We start from the raw sequence: 14798 nt of genomic DNA on the forward strand, positions 1-14798 counted from the left end.
TTACGCCTTGCCGATGAAGGGGGCGGCGAAGCGCGTGTCGACCAGGTCCGCGATGACGCGGTTCAGGTCGGCGCCGGGCTTGACCAGCGCTTCATCGACGAGGATGGGCGCGGCCAACAGCAGGGCCTTCACATGTTCGTTCGACGGCTGCGGATTGCTGAAGTCACTGCGCAGCTTCACCTGCAGCAGCGCCACCGGCAGGCTGACCTTGGCTTCCTCCGACAGGATCTTCGCCGCCTCGGCCGGATAGTCGCGTATCCAGGCGCGCGCCCGTTCGTAGGCCTGTATCACCTTGCCCACTTCGGCGGGGCGGCTGGCAAGGAATTCCTCGCGCACGTTCAGGAAGCCGTAGGTATTGAACGCCACGTTGCGGTAGATCAGGCGCGATCCCGCTTCCAGTTCGCTGGCGGCCATGTGCGGGTCGAGTCCGGCCCATGCATCGACCTTGCCCTGTTCCAGCGCCGCGCGGCCATCGGCATGCTGCAGGCTCACGTGTTCGATGTCGCCGCGTTTCAGGCCCGCCGTCTTCAATGAGCGCAGCAGGAACAGATATGGGTCGGTACCCTTGGTGGCGGCCACCTTCTTGCCCTTCAAGTCGGCGAGGCTGCGGATGGGGCTATCCTTGCGCACCACCAGCGCCGTCCATTCGGGACGCGAAAAAATATACGGCGCGCGGATGGGGTTGCCGTTGGCGCGCGCCAGCAGGGCGGCCAGGCCGGCGCTCGAACCGATGTCGATGCTGTTGGCGTTCAGGTATTCGAGCGCGCGGTTGCTGCCCGCGCTGAGCACCCACTTGATGCTGGTGCCGTCCGGCTTGAACGCTTCTTCCAGCCAGCCGAAGCGGCGCAGCACCAGGCTGGCGGGCGAATAATAGGCGTAGTCGAGGCGCAGCTCCTTCAGCGGTGCTTGCGCGGCGGCGCGGGTGAGGCCGGACAAGGCGGTGAGGGCGGCGCCGCTGGCGGCCAGTTGCAAGATGGTTCTGCGTTTCATGGTGTCCTTGAATGGGAAATTGGATGTGTCAGGCCGCTGCCCGGGCGGCGTCGGCGGGTGCGATGCTGACCAGGCGCCCCGCATGATCGGCAGGCAGGCGCGGGCCCTGGCCGAAGACCTTGTGCCGCAAGCTGCCTTCCTCGTATCGGGTGCGGTAGCGGCCGCGCCGCTGCAGTTCCGGCACGATGTGGGTCACCACGTCGGCCATGCTGTCGTGGGCCACGGCGAAGGCTAGGTTGAAGCCGTCGATGCCCGTTTCATCGAGCCAGCTTTCCAGCTGGTCGGCCACCTGGCGCGCATCGCCGACGATGACGGGCCCGCGCCCGCCCAGGCCGATGTATTCGGCCGCTTCGCGTACCGTCCACGTGCGATCCGGGTCGGCCTGGCTGAACGAGGCCAGCGCCGAGCGGCCGGCTGGGGAATCGATGTAGTCGATGGTGGCGTCGAGCGGGTAGCGGCTGAAGTCGACGCCCGTCCAGCCGGACAGCAGCACGAGCGCCGCCTCGATATTCACGTGACGCAGGTAGTCGGCATGCTTGGCGCGCGCTTCTTCCTCGGTGGCGCCCGTGATGACGAGCGCCTGCGCGTAGATCAGCAGCGCGTCGCCATCGCGCCCGCTTTGCCGCACGGCGGCGCGCAAATCGTCCGCGTAGCGCTTGACCACCGTCTTGCTGGGGCCACTGACAAAGGTCGCTTCCGCATGGCGCGCCGCGAAGCGCGTGCCGCGCGGCGAGGTGCCCGCCTGGTACAGCAGCGGCGTGCGCTGCGGCGACGGCTCGCACAAATGGATGCCGGGCACCTGGTAGTGGCGCCCGGCATGGTTGATCGGATGGACTCTGGCCGGATCGGCGTAGATGCCGCGCGCCTTGTCGTTGACGACGGCGTCGTCGTCCCAGCTTTTTTCCCACAGCTTGTAGACGACATCGAGGTATTCGTCGGCCAGGTCGTAGCGCTCGTCGTGGCCCAGTTGCTGGCTCAAGCCCAGGTTGCGCGCCGCGCTATCGAGATAACCGGTGACGATATTCCAGCCGATGCGCCCACCCGTCAGGTGGTCGAGCGTGGAGATGCGCCGCGCGAACGTGTACGGGTGTTCATAGGTGAGGGCGCAGGTGACGCCGAAACCCAGGTGCGTGGTCGCCTGCGCCATGATGGGCACGAGCGCCAGCGGATCGTTCAACGGCACTTGCACGCCGTGTTCCAGGGCCGCATCGAGGCTGCCCCGGTACACGTCGTACACGCCCAGCACGTCGGCCAGGAACACCGCGTCGAACAGGCCCGCTTCCAGCAGCCGTGCCAGTTCCGTCCAGTGCGCGGGATCCGTGTAGCGGTGGCTGCGGTCGCGCGCATGCGTCCACAGGCCAGGCGACTGGTGGCCCACAGTGTTCATCTGGAAGGCATTGAAGCGTATCGTCTTTGCCATGGCTTACTTGGCCGCCGTCTGCAACGCTTGCTGGTAATCGGGTTTCGAATAGCCGGCAAAGTGTTTATTCGTGATATCGAGGAATTCGCGCGAGCGGTAGGCGGCCGCCAGGTCTTTCGCGAACTGCTTGTCCTTGTCGGCCGTGCGGATGGCTACCAGGTTGATGTAGTTGGGCGAGATTTTCTCGGCCACCAGCGCCTCCGTCAGTTTCAGTCCCGATGCCAGCGCGTAATTGCCGTTGATGAAGGAGTAATCGGTGTCGCCCAGCGAGCGTGGCAGCTGCGCCGCTTCCAGCGGCAGCAGCTTGATTTTCTTCGTGTTGACGGCGATATCCTTTTCCGACGCGCGCACGGGGTCGAAGCTGGCGCGCAGCTTGATCCATCCCAGCTGGTCGAGCAGCACCAGCGCGCGCGCCTGGTTGGTCGGATCGTTCGGCAAGCCCACCGTCGTGCCTTCCTTCACGTCGTCCAGGGTCTTGTGCTTCTTGCTGTAGATGGCAATCGGCGCCGTGGGGATCGTGATCAGGTCCGTCAGGGCCAGCTTGTGCTCCAGCGCGAATTTCTTCAGGTAGACGATGTGCTGGAACACATTGGCGTCGAGCGAACCTTCGGCCAGCGCGAAGTTCGGCTGGATGTAGTCATTGAACTCCACCAGCTTGACCTTGTAGCCCTGCTTTTCCAGGATAGGCTTGATGCCCAGCTTGATCTGGTCCGCATACGGCCCGGCGCTGGTGCCGATGGTGATGTCTTTCGGGTCCTTTGCGTGGGCGACGCTGACCGTCAAGGCCAGGGTCAGGGCGGTGAGGAGGATGCTGCGGCGGGCGATGGACATGGTGGCTCCTTGGTGGGTGAATCAGGAATACGCCGTCGGCTCGGGCACCGTGCCTGTCAAGGCAAAGCGTCCCAGGTCGCGCAGCTTGTAGTCGATGGGGTCGTGCAGGGTGTGCACGCGCACGTTGCGCCAGTAGCGGTCGTAGCCATACTGGGCCGAGGTGGAGCGGGCGCCCGTCAGTTCGAACATCTGGCTGCTGATTTCCAGTCCCGCCTTGTGCGTCAGGCACTTGGCTTCGGCCACGGACACGGCCAGCAAGCCCCGTTCGCGCGCCGTCACCAGCGCTCCCTTGCGGAACACTTTTTCCAGTTCCTGCGCCGCCAAGTCGGCCAGCACTTGCGCGGGGCGCAGCAACAGCCACAGCTGGCCATAGCGGTGCTGCACCAATGGGTCGTCCGCTGCCTTGGCTACGCCCGAGGCAAACCAGGCTTTCGTCTGTTCGTCCGTGTACTGGCGCGCCGCCTCGAACGCGCCTTCGGCGATGCCCAGGTACAGGTTGCTCATGATTAGTTGCGCGATCTGCGAGCGCACGGTCGCTTGCGGCGTGGCGGCCTGCGCGGGCGCCTGCAGCACGAGGTCGCGCGGCAGGGCGACACCGTGGAAATGCACATTGCCGCTGTCCGTCTGGCGCTGGCCGAAGGCGTCCCAGTCCGCCTGCACGGTCACGCCGTCCTGGCGCGTGGGCAGGGCGGCGATCAGCGCCGTCTGCGTGGGCGCGTGCCAGGCGGAGACGGTCAGCCAGTCGGAACCCACGGAACCGGAGGAAAAACTCTTGATGCCGTCGAGGATATAGCCGTTGCCGCTGTCGGTGGCCGTGACCCGGTTATCGAGGGGATTCAAGGCATTGCCCCAGAACAGGCGCTCGTCGACGGTCAAGGTGAGCAGGCGGCGCTGCTGCTGCGCGCTGCCATACAGCTGCAAGCCGGCCAGCTGCAAATGGTGGAAGCCGAAGACATGCGCGAGCGCGCTGTCGGCGCGCGCCAGGATGCGGATCACCTGGTACACGAGGGGCCACGACGCGCCCTGGCCGCCGAATTCCACGGGAATCGACAGGGTCAGCAAGCCCGACTCGCGTAGCCATTCGCGTTCCTGCGCCGCATGGCCGCCGGCCTGGTCGCGGGCATTGGCCGTTTCGGCCAGGCGCGCGGCCAGCGACGTAGCGATGCTGATGGCGTCCTGCAGGGGTTCCGGCACAGGCGGCTGGGGGCGGGCGGCATGGAGAAAAACGCTAGACATGAGTGAGATTCCAGAAAGACGATGACGCCGATATTGCACCGCCCCGCGTGCGCCGTACACGAAGAAAACCGCGCATGGATATGCGAAAAAAGGCATGCGGAGACCTGCGCCTTCGCTTGCGGGGCGTCAGGCCCGGTTAGTCAAAAAACGCATATCGAAGCGCGAAAGCATTCGTTTTACCGGGCTTCTGATGGCGATAGGCTGCAAGCATCCGAGCAACGCCACTTTCGACAACCTACAGGGACGGGCATCACATGAGCATCTTGTTATTGGGCGGTAGCCCGCAACTCCCATCGAGTTCCAGCCGCCTGTTGCTGCATATCGGCGAACAGCTGGCGCTGCAAGGCCACAGCTACGCCCAGCTGCATGTGCGCGACTTGCCGGCGAGTGCCCTGCTGCTGGCCGACTACGACGATGCGGCAATCGCCCGCGCCGTGCGCGCCGTGGCCGACGCCGACGCCATCGTGATCGCCACGCCCATCTACAAGGCGTCGTATACAGGACTGCTGAAAGCCTTCCTCGATCTGCTGCCGCAAGACGGCCTGGCGGGCAAGCTGGTGCTGCCGCTGGCCACGGGCGGCGGCCATGCCCACACCCTGGCGCTCGACTATGCGCTGCGTCCCGTGCTGCATGCGCTGGGCGCCAAGCAAGTCTTCACGAGCATCTATGCCAATGCGCAGCAGCTGGCGTGGCACGAAGACGGGGGCCTGAGCCTGGACGCGCCGATTGCCGACCGCGTGCAGGCCGGCATCGAGGAACTCTCCACCGGCCTGTTCGTGCTGCAGGGACAGCGTCCGCCCGCGCCAGCCGAGATCCCGCACCCCGTGCGTTCGCTGCAAGACCAGCCGTATGCGCCCCACTATCAAGCCGCCTGATTATTCACCGACCAAGGAACCGCCATGACACACCGCCACGCACAACGACTTTCGCGCCGTACCACTTTGGGCCTGCTGTTTGCCGCCGCCGCAGGCGTGATGGCGGCCGGCATGCCGGTCGCGGCGCAGGCGCAGGCCAAGGGTGAAGTACAGGGCAAGGGGGAAGTTCGCATCGGCTACCAGAAATACGGCACGCTGACCTTGCTGAAGGGACGCGGCACCCTGGAAAAACGCCTGGCCGAGCAGGGCGTGGGCGTGAAGTGGACGGAATTCCCGGCCGGCCCCGTGCTGCTGGAAGGCTTGAACGTGGGCAGCATCGATTTCGGCACCGTGGGCGAGGCGCCGCCGATCTTTGCCCAGGCGGCAGGCGCCAACCTCGTGTATGTCGGCAATGAGCCGGCGTCGCCGGCCAGCGAAGCCATCGTCGTACCCAAGGGTTCCGGCCTGCGCACCCTGGCCGATTTGAAGGGCAAGAAAATCGCCCTGAACAAGGGCTCGAACGTGCACTACCTGTTATTGAAAGCGCTGGAAAAGGCCGGCGTCGCGTATGCCGACATCCAGCCCGTGTTCCTGCCGCCGGCCGATGCGCGCGCCGCCTTCGAGCGGGGCAGCGTGGATGCGTGGGCCATCTGGGACCCGTTCCTGGCGGCCGCCGAAAAGCAGCTGGGCGCGCGCGTGCTGGCCGATGGCAAGGGCCTGGTGGCGAACTACCAGTTTTATCTGGCTTCGCGCACGTATGCGGAAAAAAATCCCGAGATCCTGCGCATCGTGCTCGATGAAGTGGCCAAGGTCGACGACTGGGGCAGCAACAACCCGGACGAAGTGGCGACGATCCTGTCGGCACAGACGGGGCTGGGCAAGGATGTCGTGGCGCTGGCCGCCTCGCGTTATGCATATGGCGTCAAACCCGTGTCGGTCGACGTCATCGCTTCGCAGCAAAGGGTGGCCGATGCGTTTTCCGGCCTGAAGCTGATTCCGAAACCGATCGTCGTCAAGGACGCGCTGCTGCCGGCGCGCCAACTGGCCACCAGCACAAAATAAACAAGCAAAGGAAAGCGCACCATGTCATTGAATGTCTTCTGGTTTATCCCAACCCACGGCGACAGCCGCTACCTGGGCACGTCGCAGGGCGCGCGCCCCGTCGACGCCGATTATTTGCGGCAGGTGGCCGTGGCCGCCGACACGCTCGGCTACGACGGCGTGCTGCTGCCGACGGGCCGCTCCTGCGAAGACGCGTGGGTGGTGGCGTCGTCACTGATCAGCGTGACGCAAAAGCTCAAATTCCTCGTCGCCATCCGTCCCGGCCTGTCCACGCCCGGCCTGGCCGTGCGCATGGCGTCCACGTTCGACCGCCTGTCGAACGGGCGCCTGCTGATCAACGTCGTCACGGGCGGCGACCAGGGCGAGCTGGAAGCGGACGGCCTGTTTGCCGACCATGCCAAGCGCTATGAAATCTCCGATGAATTCATCAAAGTGTGGCGCGCCACGCTGGCGGGCGAGGGCGGCGCGGCCGGCTACGATTTCGAGGGCAAGCATATCCAGGTGAAGGGCGCGAAAACCCTGTATCCGCCCGTACAGAAACCGTATCCGCCGCTGTATTTCGGCGGCTCGTCGGAGCCCGCGCATGAACTGGCGGCCGAGCAGATGGACGTGTACCTGACGTGGGGCGAGCCGCCGGCCGCCGTCGCGGAAAAGATTGCCGACATCCGTGCGCGCGCCGCAAAAAAAGGCCGCACGGTCCGGTTTGGCATCCGATTGCACGTGATCGTGCGCGAAACGAACGAGGCGGCCTGGCGCGCGGCCGATGAACTGATCAGCCACCTGGACGACGACATCATCGCCAAGGCGCAGGCGGCCTTCGGCAAGATGGATTCCGTGGGCCAGCAGCGCATGGCGGCCCTGCATGGCGGGCGGCGCGACAAGCTCGAAGTGTCGCCCAACCTGTGGGCCGGCGTGGGCCTGGTGCGCGGCGGCGCGGGCACGGCCCTCGTCGGCGACGGGCCGACCGTGGTGGCGCGCATGCAGGAATACGCGGACCTGGGCATCGACACCTTCATTTTCTCGGGCTACCCGCACCTGGAAGAATCGTACCGCTTTGCCGAACTGGTGTTCCCGCTGCTGGGCAAGGGCAAGGCCGTGGGTGAGCAGTCACTGACTGGCCCTTTTGGCGAAGTCATGGCCAGCAATATCGTGCCGGCCGCACCGCAGAAAAAGGCGGCCTGAGATGGCGGCCGGCTCCATCCGATGGGCAGGCGCCGCGCCGTGGCGTAATGCATTGGCGCCGTGGGCCTTGCCCGTGGCGCTGCTGCTGGCCTGGCAACTGGCGGCGCAGTGGGGCTGGCTGTCGAGCCGCATCCTGCCCGAGCCGTGGGCCGTGGCGAAGGCCTTCTGGAACCTGGCCGTGTCGGGCGAACTGTGGCTGCACCTGAAAACGAGCTTGTGGCGCGCCACGGTCGGTTTCGCCGTCGGCGCGGGGCTGGGCTTGCTGCTGGGACTATTGACGGGCAGTTTCCGCCATGCGGAAACCCTGCTCGACACGACCCTGCAAATGGTGCGCAACATTCCCGCGCTGGCCCTGATTCCGCTGGTAATCCTGTGGTTCGGCATCGACGAAACGGCCAAGCTGTTTTTGCTGGCCGTCGGCGTCTTCTTTCCCGTCTACCTGAATACCTTCCACGGCATCCGTTCGGCCGATCAGGGCTTGATCGAAATGGCGAAAAGCTATGGTCTCTCGGGCTGGCCTTTGTACCGCGACGTGATCCTGCCGGCCGCTATGCCCTCGATTCTGGTCGGTGTGCGCTTTTCGCTGGGCCTCGTGTGGGTGCTGCTGATCGTCGCCGAAACCATCTCGGCGCAGGCCGGCATCGGCTACATGACGATGAATGCCCGCGAATTTTTGCAAACGGACGTGGTGCTGGTGGGGATTTTGCTGTACGCCTTGCTGGGCAAACTGGCCGATCTGTTCTCGCGCCGGCTGGAGCGCCACTGCCTGCGCTGGAATCCCGCTTACCGATAGTGACGAAATGACGAAGGAAGACACCATGCTGCTTGCCCCCATCCAGATTGAAACGGATTTTTTGTCGCATTTCGTGCAATACGACCCGGCCAGTGCGCCGCCGCAGGCCAAGGCCGCGCCGCAAGCTCCCTTGGCGCGCCGCGGCGTGCCTTTGGAGCTGACGCAATTGAGCAAGGCCTATGGCGAACGTCCTGTTTTGAAAAACGTCGACCTGCAGCTGGAAGCGGGAGAATTTGTCGCCATCGTCGGGCGCAGCGGCTGCGGCAAGAGCACCTTGCTGCGCTCGATCGCGGGACTGGAAAGCGTCGATGACGGCAAGGTTGCCGTCGGCAGCGGCGTGGGCGCGCCCGACATCCGCATCATGTTCCAGGAATCGCGTCTGCTGCCGTGGAAGACGGTGCTCGACAATGTCGCCCTTGGCCTGCCCCGTTCCGTCGGCGCGGCGGCCGCCTCGCTGTGGACGGTGGGTCTGGCCGAACGGGCCGACGACTGGCCGTCGGCGTTATCGGGCGGGCAGAAACAGCGGGTGGCGCTGGCACGCGCGCTCGTGCACGAGCCGCAACTGCTGCTGCTCGACGAGCCTTTGGGCGCGCTCGACGCCCTGACGCGCATCGAGATGCAGCAGCTGATCGAGTCGCTATGGCTGGCGCGCGGTTTCACGGCAGTGCTGGTGACGCATGACGTGGCCGAAGCCGTGGCCCTGGCCGACCGGGTGCTACTGATCGAGGAGGGCCAGATCACCATGGACGTGCAGGTGGACTTGCCGCGCCCGCGCCAGCGCGGCCATGCGGCCTTCGCCGCGCTGGAGCAGGCTATCTTGTCGCGCGTGCTGCAGCCGTCTCGGCCAGGACAATAAAGCCGTCGCTATCGACGCTTGCCACGATGGCTTCATAATTGTCGATGGCCGGGTGGCGGGTGGCCAGCGGGTGCGCATGCGTGGCGGTGACGACGATGACCTTTGCACCGGCCGCTTCGCCCGCCTCGATGCCGACCGACGCATCCTCGAACACCAGGCAGTCGGAGGGCGCCACGCCCAATTTTTCAGCCGCCAGCAGGTAGCAATCGGGTTTCGGCTTGCCGGCCTTGACGTCTTCCGCCGTCACCATGATGGCCGGTATCGGCATGCCGGCCGCCTTCAGGCGGGCAGTGGCCAGCGCGCGCGGCGCCGAGGTGACGATGGCCCATTGCGCGGGTGGCAGCGACTGTAAAAAGCGCAGCGCGCCCGCGATTTCAATAATCCCTTCCACATCGATGATTTCCGCATCCGTGATGCCCTGCGACTCGCGCTGCGCGTCGACGCCGGGCAAGCGCAGTTTGGCGATGGTGTCGACCGAGCGCGCGCCGTGGATGGTGGGCAAAAAGGCCGCCACGTCGAGGCCCTGGCGCTGCGCCCACGTGCCCCAGATGCGTTCGGCGGCGGCGATGGAATTGATGACGGTGCCGTCCATGTCGAACAGAAAAGCGCGGTAGCGGCCGGCGGCCGATGGTGTCGGGGATGAAGACGGCGAGGGCAGTGCGGACATGGCTTCCTTCCAGGCGGGTTGGTCGAGGCTTTTTTGCAAGCGCCCATTGTAAGGTGAAAGCGCAATATGCGTGCTGTGCTACATTCAGCGCACCGGTCATCGTGGCCGGCAAGATACGGACAAGGACAGATAGTGGCAATCGAGTTTTCGTTGGAAGCGGATGCGCAGCTGGAGCAATGGGTATTGACCGACGTATTGATGCGCTGAGGGGCGCAGGACGTCGAGCCGAGCGACAGGGGCTTCAATGGCTGGTTCCCCGAGTCGGGCCTGAGTTTTTATGTCCGTATCAGGAGCATTGAGCAAGGTATGGGAAGCGCCAGCCCTGACTGCGTGCTTGCCGAATTTCTGCCGTCGCCGCAGGACTGGCGGGTGGAATACGGGATCAATTTCCGCTACAACAGCGATGAATACGATGCCTGCAGCAGCACCTTGCGCGAAGTCGTTGCCTGCCTGGTGGAATCGAGCCCCTGCAAATTTGTCGTCTCATTTCAATCTGAGCAAGTGTACTGCTTGCGCAATCAGCGGGGGCCGGAAATCTTCAAGGTCATCTGACCTGCTGCCGGATGACAGCCTACAGGTACACCGATTCAAACCTGGCCACGGGCGCGCCATCCTTGAGCAGGATCAGCTTCTCGCCATCGAGCTGGTAGCCCGTCACGCTGTTCAAATTGGCCAGCACGGCGCTTTCCAGCTGCATCAAAGGGGGCGGGCAGGCCATGCGGGTGCCGGCCAGTTGCGTAAAGCGCAGGGCCGTGCCGGCCACGGTATAGCCGCCCATGACGCGGTTGCAGCCCGTGAAACCGGTGACCTTGCCATCGGCGGTAAGGGTGATGCGCACTTCGCGCTCCTGCTGCGGCGCCATCGCCACCGGCGCGCCATCGAGCTGCGTCAGCTTCCAGTAGGTATTCGTCAGGCTGGCCTGCGGCGCCAGGCTGGCGTTCGGCTTGGCGCTGTCGCTGGTGGCGGCGCAACCACCGGCCATGGCGATGGCGGCGGCGAGGGGAAGGTATTTCAGGCGATGCGGCATGGGATGCTCCTGTGAGGGGGAATGCGTGCAGACTAGCAGGTTTTTCGCGCCGCTCAGCGCACGGCAGCGGTGATTGTTTCCATTTTGCCAGTCCTGGCATTAAACTCATGCTTTCTTTAACGTTGATCGGGGAGCCGGGCCGATGCTGCAAGCGCAAGCGCTGGATAATCGACTGGTGGCCACCACTGACGACGACGTGCTGGTCGACCGCATCGTGCCCGGCGCGCCGCTGGTCATCGCCTTCGGCTTTGTTTCGTGGACCACGCGTCCCGCCTTCGATTTTTACGGGCGCCTGAGAAAGCTGGAGCAGGCCAGCGGCCAGCATCTGAACAAAATCCTCGTGCGCGATTCGGGCAATGCCTGGTACCACCGCCGCATCGCAGGCCTGGGCAACCATGTGGACGAGACGGCGCAAGCCTTGCGCGAACTTGTGCGCCGCATCGGGCCCAGTCAGGTCACGACCGTCGGCCAGTCCATGGGTGCGTACGCGGCCGTCATGTATGGCTTGCTGCTGGACGCGCAGCAGATCGTCGCCTTTGGGCCGCTGTCCTTCCTCGACGTGCAGCAGGCGCGCTTGTACCATGAGCTGCGCTGGCTGCCCGTGATGGAATCGCTGGCGCAAGACCCGCCAGCCTCCGGCTATTACGACCTGGCGACCCTGTGCCGCGCCAGGGCAACCGAGCATACGCAGCTGCACCTGGTGTTCGGCACGCGGCCTGACGCGGCCCGACCGGATGTAGCTAACCCTGGCGCCAGCGTCAGCGAATCGGTCAACCTCGACGCCATGCACGCGCAGCGCCTGGCCGCCTATGGTCAATGCACCCTGCACCCGTTTCCCCAGTCGGGCCACGCCGTCGTGCAGCACCTGATCGACACGAAGCGCATCAACGGCTTGCTGGCCAAGTGCATACTCGGCCTCACGTTGGCGCCCGAGCCCATGCCGGAGATCGGCGCCGCCTGGCAAGACTGGGTGGCGGAAAACCTGCGCTTGGGCTGCGCCGGCGAACAGCTGGTGGCCGTGCTGCAGCAGCACGGTTTTTCGCTGGACAGCAGCATGGCTGTCGTGGATGCCGTCCGCGCCAAGGCCATATGACGCCGCAGTTCGAACTCGACACCCTGAAAATCCGCATCGCCGCGCCCGAACTGGCGGCGCTTGATTTGCGCGTGCGCGTGCAGCGCGCGCTGCGCCAGCTGATACTCGACGGCGTGCTGGCACCGGGCCTGCGCCTGCCGGCCACGCGCGCGCTGGCGCAATCGCTGGGCGTGTCGCGCGACACGGTGGAAATGGCGTACGCGCAGCTGCGCCTGGACGGTTATATCCAGCGCCAGGCGGGATCGGGCAGTTTCGTCTCGCCGACGATAGGCGCGAGCTTGCTGGGCAAGCCGGCGGTAGCGCCGTTGTCCATGCCGGCGCAGCCGGTGGCGCTCAGCGCGCGCGGCGCGCAGATTCTCGCCAGCGGCGGCGTGGCCGACCAGCAGACCGTAAAAGCTTTCGCCACGGGCTTGCCGGAAACGCGGGCTTTTCCGCTTGACGTGTGGGAGCGCTTGCGGCGCCAGGCGGCCAGCGAACACCATGTGCTGCTGCACGGCGACCCGCAAGGGGTCGAGCCTTTGCGCCAGGCCATCGCCGACTATGTGAACCTGGAGCGGGGGGCGCGGGCCACGGCCGGCCAGGTGCTGGTGCTGAGCAGCACGCGCCAGGCGCTGTACCTGTGCGCGCAGGTGCTGGCCGATGCGCATGGCCCCATCCTGATGGAAGACCCCGGCTATTTCGGCGCGCGCAAGGCGTTCGAGCTGGCGCAATTGCAGGTCGTGCCCGTGCCCGTCGATGCGCATGGCTTGTCCATCGCACACCTGCGCGCGGACCGCAGCGGGGCCAACACGGTGTACGTCACGCCGTCGCACCAGTATCCGACGGGCGCCACCCTGGCGCTCGAACGCCGCCTGGCCCTGACTGCCTGGGCGGCCGAGCGCCAGGGCTGGATCATCGAAGACGATTACGACAGCCAGTTCCACTACGCGGGCTTGCCGACGGCGTGCGTGCAGGGGCTCGACACGCAGCAGCGCACGATTTACCTGGGCACCTTCGCCAAGTCGCTGTATCCGGGCCTGCGCATCGGCTACATGGTGCTGCCGCCCGCGCTGGTGCAACCGATGACCCATGCACGCAGCATCCTCGACGGTCACACGCCGCAACTGGATCAGCTGACACTGGCCCGTTTCATCGCCGATGGCCATTTCGCGGCCCATGTGCGCGCCATGCGCAAGGTCTATGCCGTGCGCCGCGATGCGATGGCGCAAGCCGTGCAGCGGCACCTGCCGCACGTGGTCACGGCGCAGCTGCCGCCGGGCGGCTTGCAGATGCCGTGTCTGCTGCACGAGGGCAGGGTGGAGCTGGACACGATACGCCTGGCGGCGCAGGCGGGCATCGCGCTGCCGGGCCTGAGCCGGCTGTACGCGACGCCGCCGGCGCGCGGCGGCTGGCTGCTGGGTTTTGCGGCGCTCACGCCGCACGAGATCGACAGCGGCATCGTCCGCCTGGCCCGCGCGCTGGGTTAATGCTGTCAAAGTGGTCTGTTGTATGTGATTGAATTGGCATGCTTGAGCAGTCCATGTGGCCATTAATATGCTGGCTTTCAATGGCAGAGGCATATACATGACAACGACCACAACAACCGCCGCCATGGCCGACCGGGCGCGCTGGCGCGACCTGGCGTCCCCCGCCATGGCCGCCTTCATTTCCGTCCTCGTCAACTATGGTGGCACCTTCGTGCTGGTGTTCCAGGCGGCCCAGCTGGCCCAGCTGAGTGCCGCGCAGACGGCGTCCTGGGTCTGGTCGCTGAGCATCGGCGTGGGCGTGACGGGCATCTGGCTCAGCTACCGCTACCGCGCGCCCATCATCACGGCCTGGTCCACGCCCGGCGTGGCCTTCCTGGCCACCGTCATGCCGCATACGCCGTATGCCGAGGTGATCGGCGCCTATATCATTTCCGCCATTGCCTTCATTCTGCTGGGCATGTCCGGCGCCTTCGAACGTCTCGTGCGGCTGATCCCCGGTGGCATCGCGGCCGGTCTGCTGGCCGGCATCCTTCTGCAGTTCGGCGTGAACGCGTTTGGCGGCGCCAGCGCCGATCCCGTGCTGGTGGTGGTGTTGCTGTTGTCGTACGCGGTGCTGCGCCGCTTTACGGCACGCTTTGCCGTGGTCGGCATCATGCTGATCGGCCTGGCCCTGCTGCTGGCGCAGGGGCGCATCGATGCGCAAGGCATCGAACTGGCCCTCGCCGCGCCCGTGTTCGAGATGCCGCGCTTTTCCGTGGCGTCCCTGCTGGGTATGGCGCTGCCCCTGTTCCTGATTACCCTGACGGGGCAATACATGCCCGGCATGCTGGTGCTGCGCAATGACGGCTACCAGGTCAGCGCCAATCCCATTCTGACGGTGACGGGACTCGGTTCGCTGCTCATGGCGCCATTTGGCGCGCACGCTTTCAACGTGGCCGCCATCACGGCCGCCATCTGCACGGGCAAGGATGCGCATGCGGACCCGTCGAAGCGCTATGTCGCGGGCCTGGCGTGCGGTGTGCTGTATATCCTCGTGGGCGTCTTCGGCGTCACCCTGGCCAGCCTGTTCATGGTCTTGCCGCGCCCCTTCATCACGGCGCTGGCGGGCCTGGCCTTGCTGGGCGCCATCGGCAACAGCCTGGCGCAGGCGATGGCGGACGTGCGCATGCGCGAAACGGCCTTGATTACTTTCCTGGCGACGGCTGCGAACGTGACCCTGCTGGGCGTGGGCGGCGCCCTGTGGGGGCTGGCGGCGGGACTGGCGGCGCACGGGCTGATGCATTGGGGGCGCAAGGCGGCATAGCCTGGATATTTGCCCATT

At 65.7% G+C, this 14798-nt stretch carries 15 protein-coding genes; 9 read left to right on the forward strand and 6 right to left on the reverse strand.

What is annotated here, in order from left to right; genetic code table 11:
- The 4 genes from ACQ4WO_RS13710 to ACQ4WO_RS13725 are packed head-to-tail and all read right to left on the reverse strand — an operon-like array spanning window position 1 to window position 4477.
- A complete protein-coding gene (locus ACQ4WO_RS13710; RefSeq protein ID WP_436481919.1) occupies window positions 1-990 on the reverse strand; it encodes an aliphatic sulfonate ABC transporter substrate-binding protein in 990 nt (329 codons plus the stop codon).
- 28 nt (window positions 991-1018) lie between these two features.
- Window positions 1019-2410: an LLM class flavin-dependent oxidoreductase gene (locus ACQ4WO_RS13715; RefSeq protein WP_436481920.1), complete on the reverse strand. Its 1392-nt coding sequence runs from the start codon at window positions 2408-2410 to the stop codon at window positions 1019-1021.
- A 3-nt stretch (window positions 2411-2413) separates the two neighbouring features.
- The gene (locus tag ACQ4WO_RS13720; protein WP_436481921.1) at window positions 2414-3241 is read right to left on the reverse strand and encodes a MetQ/NlpA family ABC transporter substrate-binding protein; all 828 of its coding nucleotides are present in this window, start codon (window positions 3239-3241) and stop codon (window positions 2414-2416) included.
- Between the two features lie 21 nt (window positions 3242-3262).
- The gene (locus ACQ4WO_RS13725) at window positions 3263-4477 is read right to left on the reverse strand and encodes an acyl-CoA dehydrogenase family protein (RefSeq protein WP_436481922.1); all 1215 of its coding nucleotides are present in this window, start codon (window positions 4475-4477) and stop codon (window positions 3263-3265) included.
- Window positions 4478-4731: 254 nt separating this feature from the next.
- On the opposite strand from ACQ4WO_RS13725, the gene ssuE reads away from it, so the two are divergent.
- From ssuE to ACQ4WO_RS13750, 5 genes are read left to right on the forward strand one after another with little or no spacing between them, the layout of a single operon-like run.
- Window positions 4732-5352, forward strand: coding sequence for an NADPH-dependent FMN reductase (gene ssuE, locus ACQ4WO_RS13730; protein ID WP_436481923.1), 621 nt, complete (start codon window positions 4732-4734; stop codon window positions 5350-5352).
- 24 nt (window positions 5353-5376) lie between these two features.
- Window positions 5377-6393 carry a sulfonate ABC transporter substrate-binding protein gene (locus tag ACQ4WO_RS13735; RefSeq protein WP_436481924.1) on the forward strand — a complete coding sequence of 339 codons (1017 nt, stop codon included), beginning with the start codon at window positions 5377-5379 and terminating at the stop codon, window positions 6391-6393.
- 21 nt (window positions 6394-6414) lie between these two features.
- The gene (gene ssuD, locus ACQ4WO_RS13740; protein ID WP_070279091.1) at window positions 6415-7575 is read left to right on the forward strand and encodes an FMNH2-dependent alkanesulfonate monooxygenase; all 1161 of its coding nucleotides are present in this window, start codon (window positions 6415-6417) and stop codon (window positions 7573-7575) included.
- A 1-nt stretch (window position 7576) separates the two neighbouring features.
- Window positions 7577-8368, forward strand: a complete 792-nt coding sequence (gene ssuC / locus ACQ4WO_RS13745; protein WP_436481925.1) for an aliphatic sulfonate ABC transporter permease SsuC — start codon at window positions 7577-7579, stop codon at window positions 8366-8368.
- 25 nt (window positions 8369-8393) lie between these two features.
- Entirely contained in the window at window positions 8394-9224 is an 831-nt protein-coding gene (locus ACQ4WO_RS13750; protein WP_436481926.1) for an ATP-binding cassette domain-containing protein, read from the forward strand.
- Here ACQ4WO_RS13750 and ACQ4WO_RS13755 read toward each other — a convergent pair.
- A complete protein-coding gene (locus ACQ4WO_RS13755; RefSeq protein ID WP_436481927.1) occupies window positions 9181-9891 on the reverse strand; it encodes an HAD-IA family hydrolase in 711 nt (236 codons plus the stop codon). The two genes, ACQ4WO_RS13750 and ACQ4WO_RS13755, sit on opposite strands and share 44 nt — an antisense overlap.
- 306 nt (window positions 9892-10197) lie before the next feature.
- Between ACQ4WO_RS13755 and ACQ4WO_RS13760 the strand changes: the two genes are divergently transcribed.
- Window positions 10198-10443 carry a hypothetical protein gene (locus tag ACQ4WO_RS13760; RefSeq protein ID WP_436481928.1) on the forward strand — a complete coding sequence of 82 codons (246 nt, stop codon included), beginning with the start codon at window positions 10198-10200 and terminating at the stop codon, window positions 10441-10443.
- A 19-nt stretch (window positions 10444-10462) separates the two neighbouring features.
- Here the strand turns inward: ACQ4WO_RS13760 and ACQ4WO_RS13765 are convergent, their stop codons facing one another.
- Window positions 10463-10918, reverse strand: a complete 456-nt coding sequence (locus ACQ4WO_RS13765; RefSeq protein WP_436481929.1) for an META domain-containing protein — start codon at window positions 10916-10918, stop codon at window positions 10463-10465.
- 175 nt (window positions 10919-11093) lie between these two features.
- Here ACQ4WO_RS13765 and ACQ4WO_RS13770 point away from each other — a divergent pair, with 175 nt between their 5' ends.
- The 3 genes from ACQ4WO_RS13770 (at window position 11094) to ACQ4WO_RS13780 (ending at window position 14780) form a co-directional block, all read left to right on the forward strand.
- A complete protein-coding gene (locus ACQ4WO_RS13770; protein WP_436481930.1) occupies window positions 11094-12011 on the forward strand; it encodes a hypothetical protein in 918 nt (305 codons plus the stop codon).
- The gene (gene pdxR, locus ACQ4WO_RS13775) at window positions 12008-13477 is read left to right on the forward strand and encodes a MocR-like pyridoxine biosynthesis transcription factor PdxR (protein WP_436481931.1); all 1470 of its coding nucleotides are present in this window, start codon (window positions 12008-12010) and stop codon (window positions 13475-13477) included. The genes ACQ4WO_RS13770 and pdxR overlap by 4 nt, the downstream gene beginning before the upstream one ends.
- A gap of 124 nt (window positions 13478-13601) precedes the next feature.
- Complete coding sequence (locus ACQ4WO_RS13780) at window positions 13602-14780, forward strand: benzoate/H(+) symporter BenE family transporter (RefSeq protein WP_436482049.1); 1179 nt, start codon at window positions 13602-13604, stop codon at window positions 14778-14780.
- The last annotated feature ends 18 nt before the right edge of the window (window positions 14781-14798 follow it).

The sequence above is a fragment of the Janthinobacterium aestuarii genome (genome assembly GCF_051380835.1).
Lineage (GTDB): Bacteria > Pseudomonadota > Gammaproteobacteria > Burkholderiales > Burkholderiaceae_D > Janthinobacterium > Janthinobacterium aestuarii.

What these genes read in the sequence shown, in the direction of transcription:
- ACQ4WO_RS13710 (WP_436481919.1), bottom strand. Translation starts at nt 990, where the DNA reads ATGAAACGCAGAACCATCTTGCAACTGGCCGCCAGCGGCGCCGCCCTC.
- ACQ4WO_RS13715 (WP_436481920.1), bottom strand. Translation starts at nt 2,410, where the DNA reads ATGGCAAAGACGATACGCTTCAATGCCTTCCAGATGAACACTGTGGGC.
- ACQ4WO_RS13720 (WP_436481921.1), bottom strand. Translation starts at nt 3,241, where the DNA reads ATGTCCATCGCCCGCCGCAGCATCCTCCTCACCGCCCTGACCCTGGCC.
- ACQ4WO_RS13725 (WP_436481922.1), bottom strand. Translation starts at nt 4,477, where the DNA reads ATGTCTAGCGTTTTTCTCCATGCCGCCCGCCCCCAGCCGCCTGTGCCG.
- ssuE (WP_436481923.1), top strand. Translation starts at nt 4,732, where the DNA reads ATGAGCATCTTGTTATTGGGCGGTAGCCCGCAACTCCCATCGAGTTCC.
- ACQ4WO_RS13735 (WP_436481924.1), top strand. Translation starts at nt 5,377, where the DNA reads ATGACACACCGCCACGCACAACGACTTTCGCGCCGTACCACTTTGGGC.
- ssuD (WP_070279091.1), top strand. Translation starts at nt 6,415, where the DNA reads ATGTCATTGAATGTCTTCTGGTTTATCCCAACCCACGGCGACAGCCGC.
- ssuC (WP_436481925.1), top strand. Translation starts at nt 7,577, where the DNA reads ATGGCGGCCGGCTCCATCCGATGGGCAGGCGCCGCGCCGTGGCGTAAT.
- ACQ4WO_RS13750 (WP_436481926.1), top strand. Translation starts at nt 8,394, where the DNA reads ATGCTGCTTGCCCCCATCCAGATTGAAACGGATTTTTTGTCGCATTTC.
- ACQ4WO_RS13755 (WP_436481927.1), bottom strand. Translation starts at nt 9,891, where the DNA reads ATGTCCGCACTGCCCTCGCCGTCTTCATCCCCGACACCATCGGCCGCC.
- ACQ4WO_RS13760 (WP_436481928.1), top strand. Translation starts at nt 10,198, where the DNA reads ATGGGAAGCGCCAGCCCTGACTGCGTGCTTGCCGAATTTCTGCCGTCG.
- ACQ4WO_RS13765 (WP_436481929.1), bottom strand. Translation starts at nt 10,918, where the DNA reads ATGCCGCATCGCCTGAAATACCTTCCCCTCGCCGCCGCCATCGCCATG.
- pdxR (WP_436481931.1), top strand. Translation starts at nt 12,008, where the DNA reads ATGACGCCGCAGTTCGAACTCGACACCCTGAAAATCCGCATCGCCGCG.
- ACQ4WO_RS13780 (WP_436482049.1), top strand. Translation starts at nt 13,602, where the DNA reads ATGGCCGACCGGGCGCGCTGGCGCGACCTGGCGTCCCCCGCCATGGCC.